Raw genomic sequence first — 22,505 nt, forward strand, 5'->3', positions numbered from 1 at the left:
TTCTGACACCCCGTTGGTTTAAATACCGGTTATACGGCAATGGCCGCTTTATCACCCTTTTGTTCCAGCCAGTCACGCCGGTCGGTGGCGCGTTTTTTCGCCAGTAACATATCCATAATTTCCAGCGTTTGCGCCACGTCATCAATGGTTAGCTGCACCAATCGGCGGGTATTGGGATCCATAGTGGTTTCACGCAGTTGTAGCGGGTTCATCTCGCCTAAGCCTTTAAAGCGCTGCACATTCACTTTGCCACGCTTTTTCTCTGCCTCTATCCGGTCTAAAATGCCGTTTTTCTCATCTTCATCCAGGGCGTAATACACCTCTTTGCCAATGTCGATACGGTACAGCGGCGGCATGGCGACATAAACATGGCCGGCTTCGACCAGCGAGCGGAAATGCCGCATAAACAGTGCACACAACAAGGTCGCAATGTGCAAACCGTCCGAGTCGGCATCGGCCAGAATACAAATTTTACCGTAGCGCAGCGCGGATAAATCGGCGCTGTCCGGGTCCATACCTATGGCGACAGAAATATCGTGAACTTCCTGCGAAGCCAGGATTTGGCCCGACTCGACCTCCCAGGTGTTGAGAATTTTACCGCGCAGCGGCATCACTGCCTGAAACTCGCGGTCGCGCGCTTGTTTGGCACTGCCACCGGCCGAGTCACCCTCAACCAGAAACAGCTCGGTCTGGTTTAAATCCTGTGCTGAACAGTCGGCCAGTTTACCGGGCAACGCCGGGCCGGACGTCACTTTTTTGCGCACAACTTTTTTTGCGGCCTTTAACCGCCGCTGTGCATTATTAATGCAAAAATCAGCCAGGCTTTCGGCAATATCGGTATGCTCATTCAGCCATAAACTAAAGGCATCTTTGACAATGCCGGAGACAAAGGCTGCTGACTGGCGTGACGATAAACGCTCTTTGGTCTGGCCGGCAAACTGCGGATCCTGCATTTTCAGCGATAAAATATAGCTGCAGCGGTCCCAGATATCCTCAGCTGACAATTTAATACCGCGCGGCAGCAGGTTGCGAAACTCGCAAAACTCGCGCAGCGCCTCCAGCAAGCCCTGGCGCAGACCATTAACATGGGTACCGCCCTGGGCGGTGGGGATCAGGTTAACATAGCTTTCAGTAACCAGTTCGCCGCCTTCGGGCAGCCACAACAAGGCCCACTCCACCGCTTCGGTGCTGGCACTGAAACTGCCGGTAAACGGCTGCTCGGGCAGACAGACATAGTCTTTCACCGACTCTGCCAGGTAATCTTTAATGCCGTTCTGGTAACACCACTGATATTGTTGCTGGTTAACTTTGTCGTCAAAACTGACCGTTAAGCCCGGGCACAATACCGCCTTGGCTTTTAATACATGCAGCAAACGGCTGACGGAAAACTTCGGCGAGTCAAAATAAGACGGCGTCGGCCAAAACCGGACCCGGGTACCGGTATTGCGCTTGCCTACGGTACCGGTTACTGTCAGCTCTGACACCTTGTTGCCATGTTCAAACGCCATTTCGTACACATTGCCGTCGCGGCGCACCGTCACATCTACCCGGCTCGATAACGCATTAACCACGGAAATACCGACGCCGTGCAAACCACCAGAGAACTGATAGTTTTTATTGGAGAACTTACCACCGGCATGCAGCCGGCAGAAAATCAGTTCAACGCCGCTGACCCCCTCTTCCGGGTGAATATCAACCGGCATACCGCGGCCATTATCAATGACTTCCAGCGACTGGTCGTCGTGCAATATCACCTGCACGTTGTCGGCATGGCCGGCCAAGGCTTCATCGACGCTGTTGTCGATAACTTCCTGGCCCAAATGATTTGGCCGGCTGGTGTCGGTATACATTCCGGGGCGACGCTGCACCGGTTCTAGCCCGGTCAGCACTTCAATCGAATCGGCATTGTACTGTTGTGAAGTCATAGTCTCGGTCACTGGCTGATTGGATTTAGCGCGTTTTTACGCGAGTTGGCAAAAATTGGCAATAGTTGCAAGCTGTGCCGCATAACCGACATAGCTGTGATCGCCACCTTCGCTCAGTTTTATGTCAGCGCCCTGATAGTAATCCAGCGCCAGACGGTAATCTAACACTTCATCGCCGCTTTGCAACAACAGCAGGTAATTCTCTGGCTGCTTAAGTTGCTTTGGCATTAACTGCTCCAGCGTGGCCATTTGCGCGGCAGTCACATCAAAGTGCTGCTGCAGCACCGGGTGATAATAGCGGCCCAGATGCTTATCCAGCACGGTGTGCGGGGCCACTGCCGGGTTAATCAGGCAGGCACGGCAGTTTAGCTGTTCGGCAATACAGGTCGCCAGAAAGCCGCCCAGGGAACTGCCAATCAGCGCCACCTCGCGCGCACTGCCCAGGTGCTGTTTAATCAACGCCAGTGCGGCAACCGGCTCATAGGGTAAGTCCAGGGCGGCATAATCAATATGCGGGTAATGGCAGGCAAAAAACGCACTGGTTAAACGTGCTTTCTCAGAATGTGACGAGCTGGCAAAGCCATGTAAATAAACTACTTTTTTACTCATTATTACTACTATTCGTTAAATTAAGCTGGCGAAACTGCCAGCTGACATCACCACTGGCGCTAAAGTACCAGTCACACCACTGCGGCCCGCCGTCCTGCGTTTGCCAGTCAGGCGTGGGCAAAAACTGCACTGAGGTCGCCGGACAACCGACAATGTCTATCTGCCGGTGCTGCTGTTGATACGCATAATGCGCATGGCCGTGCGCTATGCCGCGAATACGTGGTTCAGCAGCAATAGCCTGCCACAGCTGTGTCTGATGCTGCTGGCCATGTTTATCAATAAAGCAGTTTAACGGCAGCGGGTGATGATGGCAAAACAACCAGATAGCGCCGGACAGATTTTGCCGGCACTGCTGGGCCAGCCAGTGCTGTTCGGCCAGTGGAAATACCCCTGCCGGCGAATCACCTTTGCTGTTTAGCAGCAATAACTGCCAGCCTGCCAGCCCAAGGCTGCGCTCAGGCCGAAAGGGGGCCTGCTGGCATAATGCAGCCAACTGCGTGATATCGTCATGATTACCGGGCAGACAAAATACCGGGCAACGCAGCGGCGCCATCAGTTGCGCCAATAATTGATAAGACTGCTCGCTGTGGTCCTGGGTAACATCGCCGGTTAACAGCACTGCATCCGGTGGCTGTTGCACCAGCTGCTGTACTATCGCCGCCAAATGCCGGGCTGGCCGGATACCTTTATAGTCGCCTTCAGCACTGCCCAGCAAGTGGCAATCAGTGAGCTGGGCCAGATAATACTGCGGCTTTAACGCAAACTGATACGGCTTCACCCGAATGCCAGCTCCTGGTTTATATAGCCCTGTGCGGTGCACAATTTTAACCAATCGCGCAGCAGCAAATTAATTTGCCGCTTTTCATCGGGTAGCAACATATCCAGATTAGGATAATCGTAACGCGCCTGAAAGCGGCTGATATGCTGGCAAGCCAGCACCTCGGCAACCTGGGCATCGTGATATAAACGCACGGTAAAGCGTGGCCGGAAATATGCCTGAGCGTCAAGCAGTTCAATGTCTAAGGTGGTGGTAAAGCGCGCCACTTCAGTGACGCTAAGGCGGTAACAGTGCTGGGCGCTGATCTGAATATCAACACTTTGGCCACATTTTACCTCCGCCTTTAAATAGCGGTTCAGCTGCGCATAATTACGCTCACACAGCGCAAGAAAATCCGGTAACTTGGGCACATATTTTTGCCGCTTAAACCACACGCTAAGCCCCCCAGGCTTGTTTCACTTTATCAAGGTTAAGCGCCAGCCATTGCAGGGCAATGACGCTGGCAGCATTATCAATTTTTTGTTCGGCCAGCAGCTGCATCGCCTCAGTACGCTTTAGCAGATGCACTTTAATGTCCTCATGCTCAGCCGCCAGGCCAAACAAGCCGGTACTGACTGGCTGCGTTAGGCGGCCAAGAAACAGCTGAATACGCTCTGTTGTACCGCCTGGGCTGGACAAGTAGCTAAGCATAGGCCAAAGTTCGTTGATTGTTAACCCGGCTTCTTCTTCGGCCTCGCGCTGCGCCACCTGCTCTGCGCTTTCGCCCGGCTCTATCATGCCGGCAATGGCTTCCAGCAACCAAGGGCTGGGGCTGCTGGCCATAGCGCCTAAGCGAAACTGTTCAATTAACACCAGCTCATCGGTTTGGGCATTATAAGGCAGCACCACTACCGCATGGCCACGTTCAAACATTTCCCGCTGCATCGGCTCACTCCAACCGCCGGCGAACAGGCGATGACGCAGGGTATAGCGGTCTAAGCGAAAAAAACCCTGAAAAACCGTAGCTTTGTCGAGAATTTCTACATCTGCAGTGCTAAATGGCGGATACTGGTTTAACTTGAAATCAGACATGTCTGTACTCATATTCTGTTACACTCTTGCGCATAACTTTACGGTTTAAAGATTACCTAGTTTACCGTAACAGAGTATTATTCGTGCAGTTTCCTTTTAGACGGCCAGGATTGGTAAAAATGAAAAAAACCTTATTAAGCACCTTATTCGCCACCAGTTTCGGTTTGTTCAGTATGCAGGCTATGGCTGACAATCTGCAGAGTATCTATCAATTAGCCACACAAAAAGATCCGCAACTGTTAAAAGCGATTGCCAACCGCGATGCCGCCAAACAGGGTATTGATGTCTCTAAAGCCAACTTATTACCACAGGTTAATTTAACCGCCGGTTACAGCAAGTCTATTGCAGAGCGTGCCCAGCCGTTTGAATCAGGCTTAGCCATTATTGAAAGTGATAGCCAGGGCTGGAGTGCTGAAATCGGCTTGTCGCAGTCGGTATTTAACTGGAATAACTGGAAAAATCTGAATACCGCTGAAAAACGCGCTATGCAAAGCCAGACCAATCTGGATGCGGCTATTCAGGCCCTGATAGTGCGGGTGTCACAGGCATATTTTAATGTGTTAAAAGCGGTAGATGACTTAGGCTTTGCTGAGGCTGAAAAACGTGCAATAGAGCGCCAGCTGGAGCAAACCAAGCAGCGCTTTGCCGTGGGTTTAACCGCCATTACCGATGTGCATGAAGCCCAGGCCCAGTTTGACAGCGCGGTAGCGCGGCAAATTACCGCCCAGAACGGTCTGGAAACCGCCCGTGAAGCGCTGCGCGAAATTACCGGCCAATACCATAGCGAACTGGCCAGTTTAAATACCGATAAATTTGCCACCCAAACACCGTCGCCAGCCACCGCTGACGAATGGGTAAAATTGGCGGAACAACTGAACCTGAATTTAAAAGCCAATAAACTGGCGTTGGAAATTGCGCAGAATGATATCGACAATGCGGTTGCTGGCCATTATCCAACGCTGGCGTTAGAGGCTTCTTATGGCACTTCAGATTCTACCACTGACACCACTTTCAACGGTGCTACCACCAGTACTAATACACCGCGGCTGGATAGCAAGCAAATTGGTTTAAACCTGCGTGTGCCGTTATACAGCGGTGGCGCCACGACAGCACAAACCAGCGTGGCACGTGCTAATTATGTCGCGGCCAGCCAGGATCTGGAGCTAAGCTACCGCACCGCGGTACGCCAGGTACGCAGCTCCTTTAACGATATTAATGCCAATATCGCCACTATCCGCGCGTTAGAGCAGGCGGTCATTTCTGCTGAAAGTGCGTTAAACGCTACCGAAGCGGGTTTTGAAGTCGGCACCCGTACCATTGTTGACGTGCTGCAAAGCACCCGTAACCTGTTTGAAGCTCGCCGCAATTTATCCGGTGCCCGCTACAACTATGTAATCGCGATCCTAACACTGAAGCAAGCAGCCGGTAATTTGTCTGAGCAAGACTTACAGGCCATTAATCAGGCACTGGCCAGCTAAGGCAACTATCAGGTTCGCCGCTGCGGCGGCGAACCTCCTACCAGTTTTCGCTGTTCCCCCCGCTGAATTTGGCTACAATAGCGCATTATTTTTTTCTGAGGATATCGCGTGGTTCAGGCTCCGCAGTTTAGCTGGCGCTTTTTGCTGCCAAAATATTGGTTACTCTGGCTTGGCGCTGCCGTACTGTGGTTAATCAGCTGGCTACCTTATCCGGTGCTGATGGCGCTGGGCACAGGTTTTGGCCGTTTGCTGCACAAGCTGTTGAAATCACGCCGCAAAGTGGCCAAGCGCAATATTGAACTGTGTTTTCCGCAGCTGCCCGCGGCCGAGCAAGCATTATTGGTCAAGCGCAACTTTGAAGAAACCGGCAAAGCCCTGTTTGATACCGTGATTGGTTGGTGGTGGCCCACCTGGCGCATAAAAAAGCTGGCACATTTTACCGGCTATCAGCATATTCAGGCCGCAATAGGCGAAGGCAAAGGGGTGCTGCTGCTGGCGGCGCACTTTTTGCACCTCGAAGGGGCTTGCCGGGTGTTCGGCTTAACCCATCCCAGTGTTGGCTTTTACCGGCCACATAACAACCCGTTAATGGACTATCTGCAATACCATGGCCGCAATAAGGCCAATAAATACATGGTCGGCAAACGCGATGTCAAAGGCCTGATTGCCGCATTGAATCAGCAGGAAGTCTGTTTTTATCTGCCAGATCAAGACTATGGCCGCAACCGTGCTGAATTTGTGCCCTTTTTTGCTGTGCCCGATGCCGCCACCACCACAGGTACGCTATTATTTGCCAATGCTGCCAACTGTGTGGTTCTACCGGTGATTACCAGCCGCTTGCCCGGCAACAAGGGTTACCATATAGAGGTATTACCGGCGTTAACGCCGTTTCCAAGCGGTGACGACAAAGCCGATGTTACCCGGGTAAACCAGTGGGTAGAACAGGCAGTGCTGCGCCACCCCGAGCAATATATGTGGTTGCACCGCCGCTTTAAAACCCGGCCAGATGCCACGGCGCCGTCATTGTATAAAGGAAGCTGATTATGTGGTTTTGGATACGTAATATCGTGCTACTAGTGTTGCTCGGCGGTTTGGCCTATTTGATCCTGACGCGGCCGGATTTTCTAATCCGCAAGGATTCTGCGAATGTGGCGGCAGAGGGGTTCAGCGAATTTTACGGTAAAATCCGCGGCTCACTGGCCGATGGCGCCCGCGAGTTGTCTAAATTTAAGCTAACCCTGCCTGACACCAGCGATCAGCTGACACGGCAACTGCAGCAGCGTAGCCAGATAGTGATACCGGGTGATATCAACTGGCGCGGCCAGGTAACAGACCGGCGCTTTCGCGAGGGCGATACGGTAAAAACCAAACTGTCCGAGTATGCCCGCAGCGAAGGTATTGAGCTGTTTTGGACCTTGCCGCGTGACTATGTGGTAAAACATTATTTTCAGACCGACACCAGTCTTATCGCCACCATCCATGAAGTGGCTGTGGCTATAGCACCGGACTTTCAGTCACCGGTAATGGCTTATTATTGCCCACGGGAGCGGGCCGCCGTCATCACCGACAAAACGAACCCGCACTTACAGCAACATTGCATTACTGCCGATACGGCAGTGAAAAAAGATTAAACCTTCTCATCCGGCTGAAATAGCTGCTGCCACACCTGCTCAACCTGTTGCCGCGCCTGCAACAGGCTGTCCGAGGTTGGTAAGGTAGCCGGTGCCAGCGTGTGACGGTGGCCCGCGCCGCGCAGCAACTGATACGCTTGCTGCAAGGCGCTGACCTGCTGCGCTGTCAGTAAGGCTGTCGCAGCCGCCGCATCCAGAATGCGGATATTATCGGTAAAACGATACAGGCTGGGGTGCTGTCCGGCATAGCCCAACACCAGAAACTGACTGATGAACTCCAGATCCACAATGCCACCAACACTGTGCTTAGGATCATCAACAGCACTGCCATGATGCTGGCGCAGTTTATCGCGCATTTGCAGTACTTCTGCGCGTAATTGTGACAAGGGCCGTGGCAGACACAAAATGTGTTGCCGGATCTGGCCAAAGCGCTGTTGCAGTGCAGCACTACCGTAAATAGCCCGCGCCCGCACCAATGCCTGATGCTCCCAGGTCCAGGCTTCCTGCTGTAAATACTGGTCGTAAGTTTCAATATTAACCGCCAGCAGGCCCGCATTACCCGAGGGCCGAAGCCGGGTATCAATATCGTATAACACCCCGCTGTTGGTGCGGGTAGTGCATAAATGCAATACCCGCTGTACCAGTTTCAAATAAAACTGTTTGGAATCTATTGCCCGCTCACCGCTGGTGGGCGCCTGGCTGTCGCAGTTATGCACAAACACCAGATCCAGATCAGAGCCGTAGCCCAGCTCCCAGCCACCGAGTTTGCCGTAGGCAATAACCGCCAGGCCTTTATCATCGGCCGTCGCATTCGCCGGCATACCATAACGCTGCAGCATTTGCTGCCACGCCAGTTCAACCACCTGCGCAATGATCACTTCAGCCAGCCAGGTTAAATGATCGCTGACCTTCATCAGTGGCAACACGCCACTGATGTCGGCCGCCGCAATACGCAGCTGCTGCGCCTGTTTATACTGGCGCAGGGTTTCCATCAACAGCTCCAGATCGTCTTCCGGCACCCGCAACATATGCTGCCGTAGCCGGTCCTGGTAATCCGCCTGGCTGGCAACCTGATACAGCTGCGCCGGGTCGATCAGCTCATCGAGTAACATTGGAAACCGTGCCAGTTGCTCAGCCAGCCAGCCACTTTGGCTGCACAGCAGCACCAGCTGCTGCAGTGCGGCATGGTTTTCAAACAGCAGCTCCAGGTAAGCCGTGCGGGTGACAATTTGCCGAAATACCCCCAGCACCCGTGCCAGCACTATCGGTTGCGCCTGTTGCTGCTGCAACATATGCAGCAATAATGGCACCAGTTTAGCCAGATAATCACGGCCACGTGGGCCAACGCTGCGTTTCTGGCAATCCTGTTTAAACTGTTGCAGCTGGTTAATCAGCTCTGTCGCGTCAGCCAAACTTAGCCAGTCCAGTTGGCCTGACAGCTCATCGGCACTTTGTTCGCTGTCCCAAATCAGCTTACCCAGCGTAATGTCCTGCTGCTCCAGCTCTTCGCCGTTATCAATCACCTGTTTAAATTGTTGGTGTACCCGCGCCATGGCGCTGTCAATCTGTTGCTGCAGCTGCGACCAGTTGTCCAGCCCCAGCGCCGCCAGTAAGCGCTTGCGGTTGTCAGCATCCTGCGGCAGGGTCTGGGTTTGCTGATCGTCTATGCCTTGCAGCACCTGCTCTACTGCCCGCAGTTGCAAATAATCCTGCCGCAGTTCGCCAGCCTGTTGCGGCGTTAAAATTTGCTCATCAGCCAGTACCGTCAGTGCTTGCAATAATGACTGCTGCTGCAGCGCCGGAATGCGGCCACCGCGGATCAGCTGCAGGGTTTGTACGATAAATTCCACTTCGCGGATACCGCCGATGCCCAGCTTAATATTGTCGCGCCGGTTTAAACGGCGGTTTTCCTGCTCAATTTGCTGCTTCATCCGCCTGAGCGATTCAATGGCGGAAAAATCGATATAACGCCGGTAAATAAATGGCTTTAACAGCTGCTGTAGTTCCTGGCTGTGATAACCGTCCGGGTTCAATACCCGGGCTTTGAGCATGGCGTAGCGCTCCCACTCCCGGCCCTGCTCCTGATAATAATCTTCCATCGCAGCAAAGCTCAGCACCAAAGGCCCACTATCGCCAAAGGGCCTAAGCCGCATATCGACCCGGTAGACAAAACCATCGGCTGTTACCTGATGCAGCGCTGCAATCAGCTTTTGCCCCAGCCGGGTAAAAAACTGTTGATGCTCAGTGCTACGCCGGCCGCCCTGCGTATCACCATTGGCCGGATAGGTAAAAATCAGGTCAATATCGGAGGAAAAATTCAGCTCGCCGCCGCCCAGCTTGCCCATCCCCAGGATCAGCAGCGGCATCGGCATGCCGCGTTCATCCAGCGGTGTGCCCCACTGCGGTATCAGCTGCTGATAAGCCCACTGATACGCGGTGTTGATAAGCTGGTTAGCCAAAGCAGATACCGCCGCCAAGCTTTGCTCTATGGTATGTAACTTAAGAATATCAGCCGCCAGTATGGCGCTAAGCCGAGCATTACGCACCCAGCGCAGCTGGCGGAAAAACGCCGCTTCATCCAGCTCAGCGTAATCAGCAAGTTGGCTGTCAGCTTGCTGCAGGTATGTGGCTAACCGTTCACGGTCAGTCAGCACCGGTAATAAGCTAGCCTGTTGCATCAGACTACGGCCAATAAATTGACTGGCGCTTAACAGCCTGGCCAGTTGTTTACACTGTGCCGCGCTAAGGCCGCTACAATCAAACTGGCTTAATTGCTGCTGCACCTGTGCGGTCACCGTGTCGTTGTTGCTCATGCCTGGCTCCGTTTCAGCGCTGCTGATATAAGTATTCAGATAATGTTAGTAACCACAGCTGATATGCCGGTGTGGCAAAGATATCGTGCCCGGCTGCCAGCTTTGCGCTGAGCTGCTGTGCGCTCTGTTGCAGCGCCGGATGCCCGGCCAGGTTGTCGGCTATGGCACTGAGCAACTGCACCGCAAGACCGGGGGCCGCCTGTTCAGCCTGCTGGTGATAGCAAGCCTCGGTTTGCTGCAGCGCGTTAATCTGTGCTGACAGCCCTGCCGGTATATCCGGCGGTAAACTAAGTGGCTGCTGCGCCAGCAGCCGATAGCCCCGGGCGGCTTTACTTTGCCAGCCGGTGCGTAGCGCTATATGCTGCAGTAGCTGGCGTGCCAGCGCAAACAACTGGCGGCCATCGCCTTGCAATAATTCCAGCTCCAGCTCGGCGATCGGCTGGCTGCGCGCCCCGGCCAGAATGTGCCCTTCATCATATACCAGTTCAATCAGGCTGCCATCAGCGCAACTGAGCTGCCAGCTTTGCCGGGTAAAGTCAGTACGAAACAGCTCTGTCAGCTGTTGTTGTAACGCTGCAACATCGGTCTGCGGTGGCCAAATCTGAGCCGGAAACGCTGCCAGCTGCGGTATCACGCCGCTACAAGGCAGATTATATTCCGGCCGCATTTGCATAGCGCCGTGCTGGGCGCCAGCGAGCTTGATGGTTTGTTCATAACGGCCCCGTTTTAACCGTGTTCTTAGCCCCATATCGTGGCGGCGAAACCAGTTATCAGTGCTGTCAAAATAGGCATTTAACAGCGTGCTGCTGTCGTGCTGCTGTACCTGGCCCAATTGCGGCAGTAATGCCACCACCTGCGGTAAAAGTTGCGCCGGCATGGCGAACTTCAGCTCTAGTTCAGTACTCATCTGCTACTCTGTTGGCTGGGGTACTGGCTGCATCAGCCATTCCCGTTTTAAACCTTGTCAATTGCGGCGCAACTCCCTATCATCCAAGGTGTTGGCTGCAAAGCTGTTTTATAAAAATAAGCTCAGGATACCTATGTTCAGATTAATTAAAAGCACCCTGCTGGTATTATTTTCCGCCTACGGGTTAACCTTTAGCGGTGTCAGCAATGCGCAGACAGATTCTAAGCCAGCCTTTGTCAGTGACGCCTTATTTGTGTACCTGCATTCCGGCCCCAGCAATCAGTACCGTATTATCGGCACTGTTAATGCCGGCCAGAGCGTGACTTATCTGGGCGAAGACGTTGACACCGGTTATGCGCAAATCCGCTCTGATGACAATAAAACCGGTTGGCTACCCAAAGAATACGTTACCTTTACGCCTGGCCTGGTGACACAACTGGCCGAGTTAAAGGCCGATTATGCCCAGCACAATGAAAAGATTATCGCGCTGGAGCAACAACGCGATCAGTTAAACAGCCAGTTAAACCAGGCGGTCACCGAGCGGCAAACCGCGTTGGAACAACTGGAGCAGGCCAACCGCGCCTATGAACAGCTAAAAGTGCAGCTGGAAAATACCCAAACCTCAATCTGGCAAAAACCCATGGTGCTGGGTTCGCTGATTTTACTGGCCGGGCTTATTTTCGGTCTGTTATTGCCGCTGCTGATGCCAAAACGGCGCGACAGCGAGCGCTGGATGTAACAGCAAACACTTAGCCCGCCGCTGGTGGGCTTTCTGCTGGCTTAATGGGCAGGCCAGCGTCGTTTTTTACCTGCTCTATCACAACATAGGTATGGGTTTGCGCCACCCCGGGTAAATCGACAATCAGTGCCAGTATGCTGCGATAAGCATCCATATTCGGCAGGCGTAATTTCAGTAAATAATCAAAACCGCCGGCCACCATATGGCATTCCGCCACTTGTGGAATTTGCACCACGGCATCGCGGAATTTATCAAACACCTCACTGGTGGTTCTGTCCAGTGTTACCTGAATAAAGGCCGCGGTACCAAACCCCAGCTTGGCGGCGTTCAGGCGGGCGCCAAAACCGTCAATATAGCCTTCCTTTTCCAGCCGCTTTACCCGGTCAATACAAGGGCTGGCGCTTAAATTCACTTTTTTCGCCAGGTCGACATTAGCTATGCGGCCGTCGCGCTGCAGGGTGTCCAAAATACTGATATCAATCCGGTCCAGCCCTTTGCTTTTTACAGGTGTATTCATAGCAGTAATTTTTCTGGTTTTGTTTAATGTTGGCAGAATTATATAGGGTTAAAGCAGAAAAATAACCACCCTATGCTGCACACATTTGACTAAAATGCCGCACTCTTAATTCTTGTCAGGAAGCTAACTGCAATGTTGTATAACGGTTCCCTGGTTGCCACCCAACCGCTGCGTCAAACTATCCGAGATTTCTACCGTGCTGATGAAGATCAGGTAATTCAATACCTGTTGCCACTGGCCGATATTGGCGTTAATGCCCGCAGCCGGGCCTGGGAAAGAGCACGCCAGTTAGTGCTGACTATCCGCCAGGCTCAGGTCGGTAAAGGCGGCGTTGACGCCCTGTTAAATGAGTTTTCGCTGTCAACCGAAGAAGGCCTGGTATTAATGTGTCTGGCTGAAGCCTTACTGCGGGTGCCGGATAAAACCACGGCCGACCGCCTGATCCGTGACAAGCTATCGCAAGGCGACTGGAGTTCGCACCTGGGTAACAGCAGTTCATTATTCGTTAATGCCTCGGCCTGGGGCTTGCTGCTCACCGGCAAGCTGGTGAATTACTCCGATGAGCAAAAGAAACAGCAGTTTGGTCTGTTAAAACGCACCTGCGGCCGCTTAGGTGAGCCGGTGATCCGCCAGGCGGTGCGTTATGCGATGCAAATTATGGGCGCTCAGTTTGTGATGGGCACCACTATCGGCGCGGCGCTGCAGCGCGCCACTGAGATGGAAGCCAAGGGGTTTCGCTACTCGTACGATATGCTGGGCGAAGGTGCCCGCACTATGGCTGATGCCGACCGCTATTTTGACAGCTATATGCGCGCTATCGATACCATAGGTAAAGCCGCCAACGGCCGCGGCCCGTTTAACAGTCCGGGCATTTCGGTCAAGCTGTCGGCTATTCATCCGCGCTATGAATTCAGCCACCGCGACCGCGTAATAAACGAGCTGGTGCCGAGGGTAAAACAGCTGGCACTGGCCGCTAAAGCTTATAATATTGGCTTTACTATTGACGCTGAAGAAGCCGACCGGCTGGACTTGTCGCTGGATATTATTGAGCAAGTGTTTAGCGACCCGGCTCTGGACGGCTGGGAAGGCTTTGGCCTGGCCGTGCAGGCGTACCAAAAACGTGGTATCCATGTAATTGAATGGCTGCGTGAATTAACACTGAAAGTTGGCCGTAAAATGATGGTGCGGCTGGTAAAAGGGGCCTATTGGGATACCGAGATTAAACTGAGCCAGTTAGAGGGCTTTAGCGACTTTCCGGTGTTTAGCCGCAAGCCGTCTACCGATGTATCTTATCAGGCCTGTGCCAAGAAAATGCTTAGCTACCGCGACAGCATCTACCCGCAGTTTGCCACGCACAACGCTTACACGGTCGCCACCATTATGGAGATGACCAAAGATTACACCGGCTTTGAATTCCAGCGCCTGCACGGTATGGGCGATGCGCTGTACGACGAAATCGTCATTAACGATAAGATCCCCTGCCGCATTTATGCGCCGGTGGGCGAGCATTCAGACTTACTGGCTTACTTAGTACGCCGCCTGCTGGAAAACGGTGCCAACAGTTCTTTCGTGAATAATATTGTTGACGAGACCATTCCGGTTGAATCCTTGCTTAGCGATCCGGTTGAAACCGTACGCAGCTGGCACAGCGTGCGTAACCGGCAAATTCCGCTGCCGGCCAACCTGTATGGCAAGGAGCGGCTTAATTCCAATGGCCTGGATTTAACCGACATAGACCAGTTAGAAGCGGTAAAAGCGGCCATGACGCAATGGTTCGACAGCATTAAGCAGCTGCCGGTACAACATGATGCAGTGCCGGTGACCAACCCGGCAAACCTGGATCAAGTGATTGGCTACCTGCACTACGCCGATGAAAAAGCGATGCAGCAGATCCTGGCCAATGCGGAAAAGGCGTTTGCCAACTGGTCACAGACCGACGTAAAACAGCGCGCCGAGCTGCTGCGCCGCATGGGTGATGCCTTAGAAGTGCATCGCAATGAACTGCTAGCGCTGTGCGTAAAAGAAGCCGGTAAAACCCTCGGCGACAGCGTAGCCGAAGTGCGCGAAGCCATAGACTTTTGCCGCTATTATGCCGCCCGCGCCGAAGCGCTGTGCGCCAAACCGCAACAGGCGCGCGGTGTGTTTTTATGTATCAGCCCGTGGAACTTCCCACTGGCCATTTTCTTAGGCCAGGTGGCTGCCGCTATTGTTACCGGTAACACCGTGGTCGCTAAGCCGGCCGAGCAGACCAGTTTAATTGCTGTGCGTACGCTTGAGATTATGCGCGACTGTGGCATGCCAGAGCACGTGGTGCAGTTGGTCATCGCCCCGGGCCGTCAGGTCGGCGAGCACATCGTGCCGGATAGTCGTATTCAGGGTGTCATGTTTACCGGTTCAACCGAAACCGGCTGCTGGATTGCCCGTAAACTGGCAGAACGTGGTGGCGAGCCGGTACCGTTAATTGCCGAAACCGGCGGCCAAAACTGTATGATTGTCGACTCTACCGCCCTGCCTGAGCAGGTGGTCGATGATGTGATTTCGTCCGGCTTCCAAAGCGCTGGCCAGCGCTGCTCGGCGCTACGGGTATTGTTCCTGCAAGACGATGTGGCAGATAAAATTATTACCATGTTAAAAGGCGCTATGGCACAGCTGCATGTTGGCGACCCTAGCTGGCTCAGCACAGATTTAGGCCCGGTGATTGACGCCAAAGCGCACGAACGTTTAAGCGCCCATGTGCAGTATCTGGCGGACAAAGCTACCCTGCACTACGAGTGCGCGATTCCACAGGATGGCAAACACTATTTCTTTGCGCCGCGCTTGTATGAAATTAGCGACCTGACGGTACTGGAGCGTGAGGTGTTTGGCCCTGTGGTGCACATTATCCGCTTTAAAGCCGACGAGCTCGATAGCATTATCAATCAGATCAACGCTACCGGCTATGGCCTGACAATGGGCGTACACAGCCGGATAGAGCAATTTACCCAGCGTATCGCCCGCGACATTAAAGCCGGCAATATCTATGTCAACCGCAATATGATTGGTGCCGTGGTGGGCGTGCAACCCTTTGGTGGCCGCGGTTTATCCGGTACTGGCCCCAAAGCGGGTGGCCCGCTGTATTTAACACGGCTGGTGAAAGACAACCTGGATGTCAGCTGCGCCACGCTTAGCGAGCAAAAGCGCCACAGCCTGCTTAGCGAAACCACCAGCAGTGCGGTGGCCTATGCCATGCCGGTTGCCGCCACGGCACAGCAGCAATGGGCACAGCTTAGTATTCACCAGCGTACTTCAGTATTGCGGCAGTTTTTGGCGTTCTTGGCGGCCAACAGCGTGGTGAATAAGCAGGAGCCGGATTTAGAACAGGTACTTACGCTGGCACAACAAAAACTACAACGGGTAGAGCGCGAACTGCAACAGCCAACTACCCTGCCCGGCCCTACCGGTGAGAGCAACACTCTGGTGCTGGACCCGCGAGGCATACTGGCACTGGTGCGTGATGACAGCAGCAGTTTCAGCCACTGGCTGGTGGCCATTATCACGGCGCTGGCGGCAGGCAACGCGGTAGTCACCGCCGTAGAAGACAGTGACTTTGCCGAAGCCGAAGCCTGTATTAAAGCGCTGCTGCAAGCTGGCATGCCGCAGCATTTATTGGCGGTTGTGCGACTGGACTGCCTGACCACCTTGCTGGCACATCCGGATCTGGCCGGTGCTATGGTAGAAGTTAGCAGTGCCGTAAAACCGTTGTGTGCCGAGCTGTTGGCTGCCAGGCCAGGCGCCATATTGCCGCTGATCACGGCACCGGCCGGGCCGCAGCTGTTGTATCGTCTGGTTACCGAGAAAACCATCACCATCAACACCACGGCTGCTGGTGGTAATGCGTCCCTGATGACAATGGCCGACAACCTCGGTTAATTATTGGCCATGTTATGCTGATAAAGCCCGTTTTTACGGGCTTTATGCTATGTTATAACTCTTGCTATCGCAGCATTACGGCAAATCATCTTTTTGTTAACTTACGGTTAAGTTGTTTCAGGTATACTGAGCAGCTATTTTTACGGTGGGCTAGGGTTTTAAACAAGATGGCATATCAGGAAGTCAGCATCGCCGATTTGCAACCGGGAAGTTATGTCGTGCAAGTGTTACGACAAAGCGGCGAGATCATCGTTAAGCATGCCGGCTGGGTGCGCACCACCCAGGCTGTCGAGCTACTGCGACGAAAAGGGGTTCAGGTTGTTCTGATTGACCCGGATAAAACCCTGCAGCCAGACACCAGCGATACCACACTGCCGGTGAGTCCGGTGGTTGATGATAGCAGCAGCCGCAGTCTGTTTAATGATGAATGGCCCAAAGCCGAGCGCGCTTTGCTGCAAACCCAGAAAGTGCAGCGCCAACTGTTAGAGGCCGTGCGCCATGACAGCGGCATCGATCTGACACTGGTGTATGAAGTCAGCGCTGGCTTGGCCGAGTCGATTAGCCGCAATCAGGATGTGCTGTTGTGCTTAAATCGCATTGCCGAGCAAAGTGACAGCCTGCTGCAGCACAGTATCAGTTGTGCGGTATATATGGCCGCTTTTGCCCGTTACCTGAATTTGCCTCCGCACAAAGTGCAGGCGTTAATCACCGCTGCTTTACTGCACGATATAGGTAAAGCAGTCAGTCCGGCCTATTTGCAGGCCGAAGATCATCAAGCCATTCCGGCCAGTTTAAATACCCTGCAAAAAACCGCCAATCTGGCCGGTGAAATATCGCTGTGGATCAGCCAGCACTGTGCCCACCTTGATGGCAGCGGCTCACCGAGAATCAGCGCCGGCCAGATCGAAAAAGGCAGCCGGATGCTGGCCATTATCAACAGTTATGAAAAACTAACGTCGCCGCTTAGCAGTAAGCTGGGGCCCTTGGCCGCATCACGCATGTTATTGCAGCGCACACCGCATAAGCTGGACGCTGAGCTGTTGCAGCAGTTTATTAAATGTATTGGTATTTATCCGCCGGGCTCAGTGGTAAAACTAAGTAGCGGTAAGCTGGCGCTGGTGTTAGAAAACAACCCTAAGAAGCCGTTACTGCCGAAGGTAAAGGTGTTTTATCACAGCGTGCACCAGCACCATATTCCGCCCAGAGTACTGGACTTATCGCGCCAGCAGGAAGAGCAGATCGACAGCTGTATCGAGCTGAAAAAATACGGCCTGGATGTCAAAAACTATATCTGACTTAACCCGCCGGCCATTCACTTAATGCCGCCATGCTAAACAACTGGTCTCCCAGCTGTAATAACACAAATTGCGGCATGATCTCTTTAATGCGAATATCGGCAGTTACCCACTGCCCTTCCTGCAGGGTTTTGCCATTTACCTTAACCCAGCGCTGGCTGACCCTCGTCGCATAAACATGCGCATCAAACCGCAGCGCCGGAATTTGCTGCTGTAGCTGGCGGTCCAGCTGGCGAATATCGGTTGCCGGGGCACTCTGGCTGCGCTGTGGTGCCTTGGCGGCGCCACTTTCGGTGGCCTGCAGCGCTGAGGCAAATTTATCCCGTAGCTCAGCAGATACCTGCGCTTCAGCCAGTGGCTGCGGTTCAGCCGCCGCGCTGCCGGCGGTCATTGTTGCTACAGGCGGCGGCGAGATAAAGGGCTCGGCCAGCGGTTTAGCCGCCGGTGTTATCGCCTTGGCTAACTGTTGCTGCAGTGGCTGCGCCGCGCTGGCGGCTGCACTGCTGTCGGGTGTCGTACTGTTTTTGTCGTTGCCGGTTGCACTGTCAGCCTGAGTTAGCGCCGAGACGATGGTTGCCGGTGCAGCCGGGGTGGCCGGCGCGTCCGCTTGAGCCGTGCCAGCCGGCACAGCTGAACTTGACGCAGGTGTCAACCAGTAGGCCGCTAAGGCGCCGACGCTGGCGGCCAGTAACAGTGCCAGCAACAGCGCCAGTTTACGCCAGAACGCGCTAGCGTCAGACACCGTTGGCGTACTCTGCTGTTGTTGTTTTAGTGCATCCATTAAAATTGACATCGCCGGCGTTACCTAATGAGGTTGTAGCCAAGGCAGTATAATCAGTGCCAGGCTAAAGCCCAGCACTATAGCGCAAAGCCCCAGTACAGGCCAGAACCAGCGCGGCAACGGCGGTTTTTTTACCTGATCGGACAGCGGTAGAATTTCGGCGGCCGCCCGGTTCACCAGCTTATCATTCACCATGGCCTGTTGCTGGCTATAGGCGCCCAGCAAGGCGCGGTCGGCCATCAGATTGACTAAGCGTGGGATACCGCCACTTAGCTGGTACAGCCGTTTGATTGCCGCATCGCTAAATACCGGCCGGCTACAACCGGCTACCTGTAACCGAAATTTCAGATACTGTTTTACCTCGTCCAGACTCAGCGGCAGCAAATGATAGCGCGCGGTAATACGCTGTGCTAACTGGCGTAAGTCATTGCGTTTTAGTAGCTGCTGCAGCTCGGGCTGACCAATTAAGATCACCTGCAGCAATTTGCGGGTATTGGTTTCCAGGTTGGTCAGCAAACGCAGCTGTTCCAGTACAGCCGGCTGCAGATGCTGCGCTTCATCAATGATCAGTAAGGTATGTTTGCCGGCTGCGTGGTTTTTTAGCAAACGGGCTTTTATTTTGTCGCCCAGCAACTTTAAGCTGGCGTCTGATTTTTTATAGCGGATTTTCAGCTCATCACAAATTGCCGCTAACAGCTCTAATTCCGACAAGGTAGGGTTTAGTATAAACGCCACCTCAGCGCGCTCATCCAGCTCTTGCAACAAACAGCGTGACACCGTGGTTTTACCGGTACCTACCTCACCGGTCAGCAGCACAAAACCGCCTGCTTCCCCCAAGCCAAAGCGCAAATGCGCCAGTGCTTCGGCATGACGCGGGCTTAAATACATAAAGTCCGGGTTCGGGGCAATCGAGAACGGGGCACTGTTTAAGCCGAAAAATCCGCTGTACATACTGCTTCCTGCTGTGTAAGCCGCTGCCAGTTGTGGCGACCGTGCATTTTCAAAGACGACGGGTATAATGGCAAAAAATCAGCAAACAGGAAAGCCGGTGCAACGATATCTGGTCGGTGGTGCAGTACGTGACAGTCTTTTAGGTTACCCCTTTCATGAGCGGGACTGGGTAGTAGTGGGCGCTACGCCACAGCAAATGCTTAACTTGGGCTATCAGCAAGTGGGTAAAGATTTTCCGGTGTTTTTACACCCCGATACCAAAGAAGAGCATGCGCTGGCCCGCACCGAGCGTAAAAACGGCAAAGGCTATACCGGCTTTAGCGTGTATGCCGCACCGGATGTTACGCTGGAACAAGATCTGCTAAGACGCGACCTCACCATCAATGCTATCGCCCAGGCCGATGACGGCAGTATTGTTGACCCCTTCGGTGGCGTGGCCGACCTTAAGCAAAAACGCCTGCGCCATGTCTCTGCTGCCTTTGCCGAAGATCCGCTGCGGGTGCTACGGGTAGCGCGCTTTTATGCCCGCTATGCCCATTTAGGTTTTAGCGTCGCCGCGGAAACACAGCAGCTGATGCAGCAGCTGGCAAGCGAGCTTGACACCCTGACACCGGAGCGGCTGTGGCAGGAAACGGCCAAAGCCCTAAGCGAGCAAACGCCGCAGGCCTACTTTCAACTGCTGTATGATACCGGTGCTTTAGCTGTGCTGATGCCAGAACTGGCAGCACTGTGGGGTGTGCCGCAACCGCCGCAATGGCACCCGGAAATTGATACCGGCGTACATACCTTAATGGTGCTGCAACAGGCTGCCGCTTTATCGCCACGTATTGATATCCGCTTTGCCGCGCTGGTACATGATTTGGGTAAAGGCGTGACCAACCCCGAACTGTGGCCATCGCACCATGGCCATGAACACACCGGCCTGGCGCTGATTAACCAGCTGTGCGACCGGCTAAGGGTACCGAATGATTGCCGCGAGTTGGCGCTGCAGGTGTGCGAATACCATCAACTGGTACACCGAGCGAAGGAGCTGAAAAGCGCCACGGTATTAAAGCTGTTTAATGCCATGGATATCTGGCGCAAGCCACAACGGCTGGACGACGTGTTGCTGTGCTGTACCGCAGATTTGCGCGGCCGCACCGGTTTTGAGCAGGCAGAATACCCACAGGCCGATTACCTGCAGGCACTGGCAACTGCGGCGCGGCAGGTAACGGCGAAAGAGCTGGTGGCGCAGGGCCTGACAGGTGAAGCGATAAAACAAGGCTTAGCACGCGCGCGCTTAGCGGCAATAAAAGCCGCTAAACAACAATGGCAACCGGCTTAAACGCCAGCCTCAGGCCGCGCTGCTAATCTAGGTCGCGCTGCTAATCTAGGTCGCGCTGCTAAGCACGGCCAATAACACTATGCCTAAGATCAACCGGTAAATTACAAAAGGCAACATGCCCATGCGCTCTATCACCTTTAAAAACAGGTGAATACAGATAAAAGCACTGATAAAGGATAAACCAGTGCCGAGTAAAATCGCGCTGACATCATACTGGGCCGGTTCGGCCAACAACTTAGACCCCTGATAACCGCCGCTAAGGATAATAATTGGAATAGACAGCAAAAACGAAAACCGCGCCGCGCTTACCCGGTCCAGCCCCAGCATCAACGCCGCTGTCATGGTAATACCGGAGCGCGACGTGCCGGGAATAAGCGCCAGCGCCTGGGCAACCCCAATGAGCAGCGCTTGCCGCCAGCTTAGCTGCTGCATACTTTGTACCTGCTTAGCTGTGGCATCGGCCAGCCACAGCGCCAGGCCAAATACGATAGTGGTAATGGCAATGACATAGGGCGAACGTAAAAAGGTTTCGATTAAATCGCCGGCTAGCAGGCCAAACAGACCCGCCGGGATCGTGGCCAGAATAACCCACCAGGCCAGCTTACTGTCGGTACTGTGCTTACCGGCAAGCGACTGTATCCAACCTACTGTTAGCTGGCCAATATCGCGGCGAAAATACAGCATAACGGCTAATAGCGTGCCGACATGCACTGCCACGTCAAACACCAGCCCCTGATCCTGCCAGCCGAACATCGCCGACGGTAAAATAAGATGAGCAGAGGATGAAATAGGTAAAAACTCGGTCAGGCCCTGAATAATGGCCAGAATAATCACTTCCACTGTACTCACTGCTTACTCCCAGTTAAATGGCACCGGCCATAATTTTTGCTGTTTCGGATATTGCTGCCACAGTGCGGCATAACTCTGGCCACTTAAAGGGTGAGTAACCTCTGGCGCAAGCTCAGCCAGCGGCCATAACACAAAGGCATTTTCGGTAATTTCAGCCCGCGGCAGTTCAACCGGTTGCTGGCAAATGACATCGTCATAAGTGAGTAAATCTAAATCCAGGGTGCGGCCACTGAATTTAGCCGCACTGCGGTCACGGCCAAAATCGTCTTCAATTTGCTTAAACACACTGATGCACTGTGCAACCGACAACTGGGTGTCTGCCGCCGCCACCAGATTATAAAATGGCGCCCCGACAAAGCCGACGGCCTCACTTTCATAGACCGACGACAATTGCAGCGCACCAAATTGCTGTTTTAGCGCCTTAACTGCACAGCGAATATGATAATCGCGCCGGGTGTTGCTGCCGATACTGATGTAAATCTGCGCCATTAGCTGCGGCTCCGCACTATGCTTACACCCACCGTTTGCGCCTTTGGCACCGCGCCGGGTTTATGCACTGTTACTTCCACCTTGCTGGTGGCAAACTCCGCCAGCAGCATAGCAGCAACCCGCTCGGCTACCGTTTCAATCAATTCTATCGGCTGAGCGGTAATCAGTTTGCTGACTTTTTCCGCTATCACGGCATAATCCAGCGTCAGCTTAATGTCGTCTGCCGCGGCCGCTTGTCGTAAATCGGTATGCAGGGCTAAATCCAGAAACAGGCTTTGCGACATGGACTTTTCCCAATCGTAAACCCCAATCACGGTGTCCACTTGTAGCTGTTTTATAAAAACTATGTCCATTCAGTTACATCCGCATTGCGTTATTTCTCGTTTCAGGTAGGCTGGTCGGATAGGCAAAACCGTGAAAACCCTATATTCTGCTGGCG

At 53.7% G+C, this 22,505-nt stretch carries 20 protein-coding genes; 7 read left to right on the top strand and 13 right to left on the bottom strand.

All coding sequences use genetic code 11. The annotated features are described in order from the left end of the window. Positions 1–29: 29 nt before the first annotated feature. The 5 genes from parE to nudF are packed head-to-tail and all read right to left on the bottom strand — an operon-like array spanning position 30 to position 4,383. On the bottom strand, positions 30–1,925 hold the full coding sequence (gene parE, locus EYB30_RS12275; protein WP_166839194.1) for a DNA topoisomerase IV subunit B: 1,896 nt from the start codon (positions 1,923–1,925) through the stop codon (positions 30–32). Between the two features lie 36 nt (positions 1,926–1,961). Beyond that, entirely contained in the window at positions 1,962–2,534 is a 573-nt protein-coding gene (locus EYB30_RS12280) for a YqiA/YcfP family alpha/beta fold hydrolase (protein WP_166839195.1), read from the bottom strand. Further along, on the bottom strand, positions 2,527–3,312 hold the full coding sequence (locus tag EYB30_RS12285) for a metallophosphoesterase (RefSeq protein WP_166839196.1): 786 nt from the start codon (positions 3,310–3,312) through the stop codon (positions 2,527–2,529). Before EYB30_RS12285 ends, EYB30_RS12280 begins: the two co-directional genes overlap by 8 nt. Beyond that, complete coding sequence (locus tag EYB30_RS12290; protein ID WP_174978746.1) at positions 3,309–3,746, bottom strand: DUF1249 domain-containing protein; 438 nt, start codon at positions 3,744–3,746, stop codon at positions 3,309–3,311. The genes EYB30_RS12285 and EYB30_RS12290 overlap by 4 nt, the downstream gene beginning before the upstream one ends. A 1-nt stretch (position 3,747) precedes the next feature. After that, on the bottom strand, positions 3,748–4,383 hold the full coding sequence (gene nudF, locus EYB30_RS12295; protein WP_166839197.1) for an ADP-ribose diphosphatase: 636 nt from the start codon (positions 4,381–4,383) through the stop codon (positions 3,748–3,750). Positions 4,384–4,502: 119 nt separating this feature from the next. Between nudF and tolC the strand changes: the two genes are divergently transcribed. From tolC to EYB30_RS12310, 3 genes are all read left to right on the top strand, one after another. Then, positions 4,503–5,861, top strand: coding sequence for an outer membrane channel protein TolC (gene tolC, locus EYB30_RS12300; protein ID WP_166839198.1), 1,359 nt, complete (start codon positions 4,503–4,505; stop codon positions 5,859–5,861). A 108-nt stretch (positions 5,862–5,969) separates the two neighbouring features. Continuing rightward, positions 5,970–6,902 (top strand): LpxL/LpxP family Kdo(2)-lipid IV(A) lauroyl/palmitoleoyl acyltransferase, encoded by a 933-nt coding sequence (lpxL, locus tag EYB30_RS12305; protein WP_166839199.1) that lies wholly within the window; start codon positions 5,970–5,972, stop codon positions 6,900–6,902. A gap of 2 nt (positions 6,903–6,904) precedes the next feature. Beyond that, on the top strand, positions 6,905–7,492 hold the full coding sequence (locus EYB30_RS12310) for a TcpQ domain-containing protein (RefSeq protein ID WP_166839200.1): 588 nt from the start codon (positions 6,905–6,907) through the stop codon (positions 7,490–7,492). On the opposite strand, the gene glnE is transcribed toward EYB30_RS12310, so the two are convergent. Both glnE and EYB30_RS12320 read right to left on the bottom strand, forming a co-directional pair. Beyond that, entirely contained in the window at positions 7,489–10,305 is a 2,817-nt protein-coding gene (glnE, locus tag EYB30_RS12315) for a bifunctional [glutamate--ammonia ligase]-adenylyl-L-tyrosine phosphorylase/[glutamate--ammonia-ligase] adenylyltransferase (protein ID WP_166839201.1), read from the bottom strand. The genes EYB30_RS12310 and glnE overlap by 4 nt on opposite strands. 13 nt (positions 10,306–10,318) lie before the next feature. After that, entirely contained in the window at positions 10,319–11,212 is an 894-nt protein-coding gene (locus EYB30_RS12320) for a CYTH domain-containing protein (protein ID WP_166839202.1), read from the bottom strand. Positions 11,213–11,345: 133 nt separating this feature from the next. Between EYB30_RS12320 and EYB30_RS12325 the strand changes: the two genes are divergently transcribed. Beyond that, positions 11,346–11,951 carry a TIGR04211 family SH3 domain-containing protein gene (locus EYB30_RS12325; protein WP_166839203.1) on the top strand — a complete coding sequence of 202 codons (606 nt, stop codon included), beginning with the start codon at positions 11,346–11,348 and terminating at the stop codon, positions 11,949–11,951. 10 nt (positions 11,952–11,961) lie between these two features. Here EYB30_RS12325 and EYB30_RS12330 read toward each other — a convergent pair whose 3' ends face one another. Next, a complete protein-coding gene (locus EYB30_RS12330; protein WP_166839204.1) occupies positions 11,962–12,468 on the bottom strand; it encodes an Lrp/AsnC ligand binding domain-containing protein in 507 nt (168 codons plus the stop codon). Positions 12,469–12,600: 132 nt separating this feature from the next. On the opposite strand from EYB30_RS12330, the gene putA reads away from it, so the two are divergent. Together putA and EYB30_RS12340 are read left to right on the top strand one after the other, a co-directional pair. After that, the gene (gene putA, locus EYB30_RS12335; RefSeq protein ID WP_166839205.1) at positions 12,601–16,377 is read left to right on the top strand and encodes a bifunctional proline dehydrogenase/L-glutamate gamma-semialdehyde dehydrogenase PutA; all 3,777 of its coding nucleotides are present in this window, start codon (positions 12,601–12,603) and stop codon (positions 16,375–16,377) included. A 167-nt stretch (positions 16,378–16,544) separates the two neighbouring features. Then, a complete protein-coding gene (locus EYB30_RS12340) occupies positions 16,545–17,672 on the top strand; it encodes an HD-GYP domain-containing protein (protein WP_166839206.1) in 1,128 nt (375 codons plus the stop codon). A gap of 1 nt (position 17,673) precedes the next feature. Here EYB30_RS12340 and EYB30_RS12345 read toward each other — a convergent pair whose 3' ends face one another. Continuing rightward, positions 17,674–18,465, bottom strand: coding sequence for a general secretion pathway protein GspB (locus EYB30_RS12345; protein WP_166839207.1), 792 nt, complete (start codon positions 18,463–18,465; stop codon positions 17,674–17,676). A gap of 12 nt (positions 18,466–18,477) precedes the next feature. Further along, positions 18,478–19,404 carry an ExeA family protein gene (locus EYB30_RS12350; RefSeq protein ID WP_166839208.1) on the bottom strand — a complete coding sequence of 309 codons (927 nt, stop codon included), beginning with the start codon at positions 19,402–19,404 and terminating at the stop codon, positions 18,478–18,480. A gap of 97 nt (positions 19,405–19,501) precedes the next feature. Here EYB30_RS12350 and EYB30_RS12355 point away from each other — a divergent pair, with 97 nt between their 5' ends. Further along, positions 19,502–20,728: a multifunctional CCA addition/repair protein gene (locus EYB30_RS12355; protein ID WP_174978747.1), complete on the top strand. Its 1,227-nt coding sequence runs from the start codon at positions 19,502–19,504 to the stop codon at positions 20,726–20,728. 45 nt (positions 20,729–20,773) lie between these two features. Here the strand turns inward: EYB30_RS12355 and EYB30_RS12360 are convergent, their stop codons facing one another. The 3 genes from EYB30_RS12360 to folB are packed head-to-tail and all read right to left on the bottom strand — an operon-like array spanning position 20,774 to position 22,419. Continuing rightward, positions 20,774–21,577 (bottom strand): undecaprenyl-diphosphate phosphatase, encoded by an 804-nt coding sequence (locus tag EYB30_RS12360; protein WP_166839210.1) that lies wholly within the window; start codon positions 21,575–21,577, stop codon positions 20,774–20,776. A 3-nt stretch (positions 21,578–21,580) separates the two neighbouring features. Then, positions 21,581–22,066, bottom strand: a complete 486-nt coding sequence (folK, locus tag EYB30_RS12365) for a 2-amino-4-hydroxy-6-hydroxymethyldihydropteridine diphosphokinase (RefSeq protein WP_166839211.1) — start codon at positions 22,064–22,066, stop codon at positions 21,581–21,583. Next, positions 22,066–22,419: a dihydroneopterin aldolase gene (folB, locus tag EYB30_RS12370; protein ID WP_166839212.1), complete on the bottom strand. Its 354-nt coding sequence runs from the start codon at positions 22,417–22,419 to the stop codon at positions 22,066–22,068. The genes folK and folB overlap by 1 nt, the downstream gene beginning before the upstream one ends. Positions 22,420–22,505 lie beyond the last annotated feature (86 nt).

This window comes from Rheinheimera pleomorphica (genome assembly GCF_011634895.1).
In the GTDB taxonomy this organism is placed as follows: Bacteria; Pseudomonadota; Gammaproteobacteria; order Enterobacterales; family Alteromonadaceae; genus Alishewanella; species Alishewanella pleomorphica.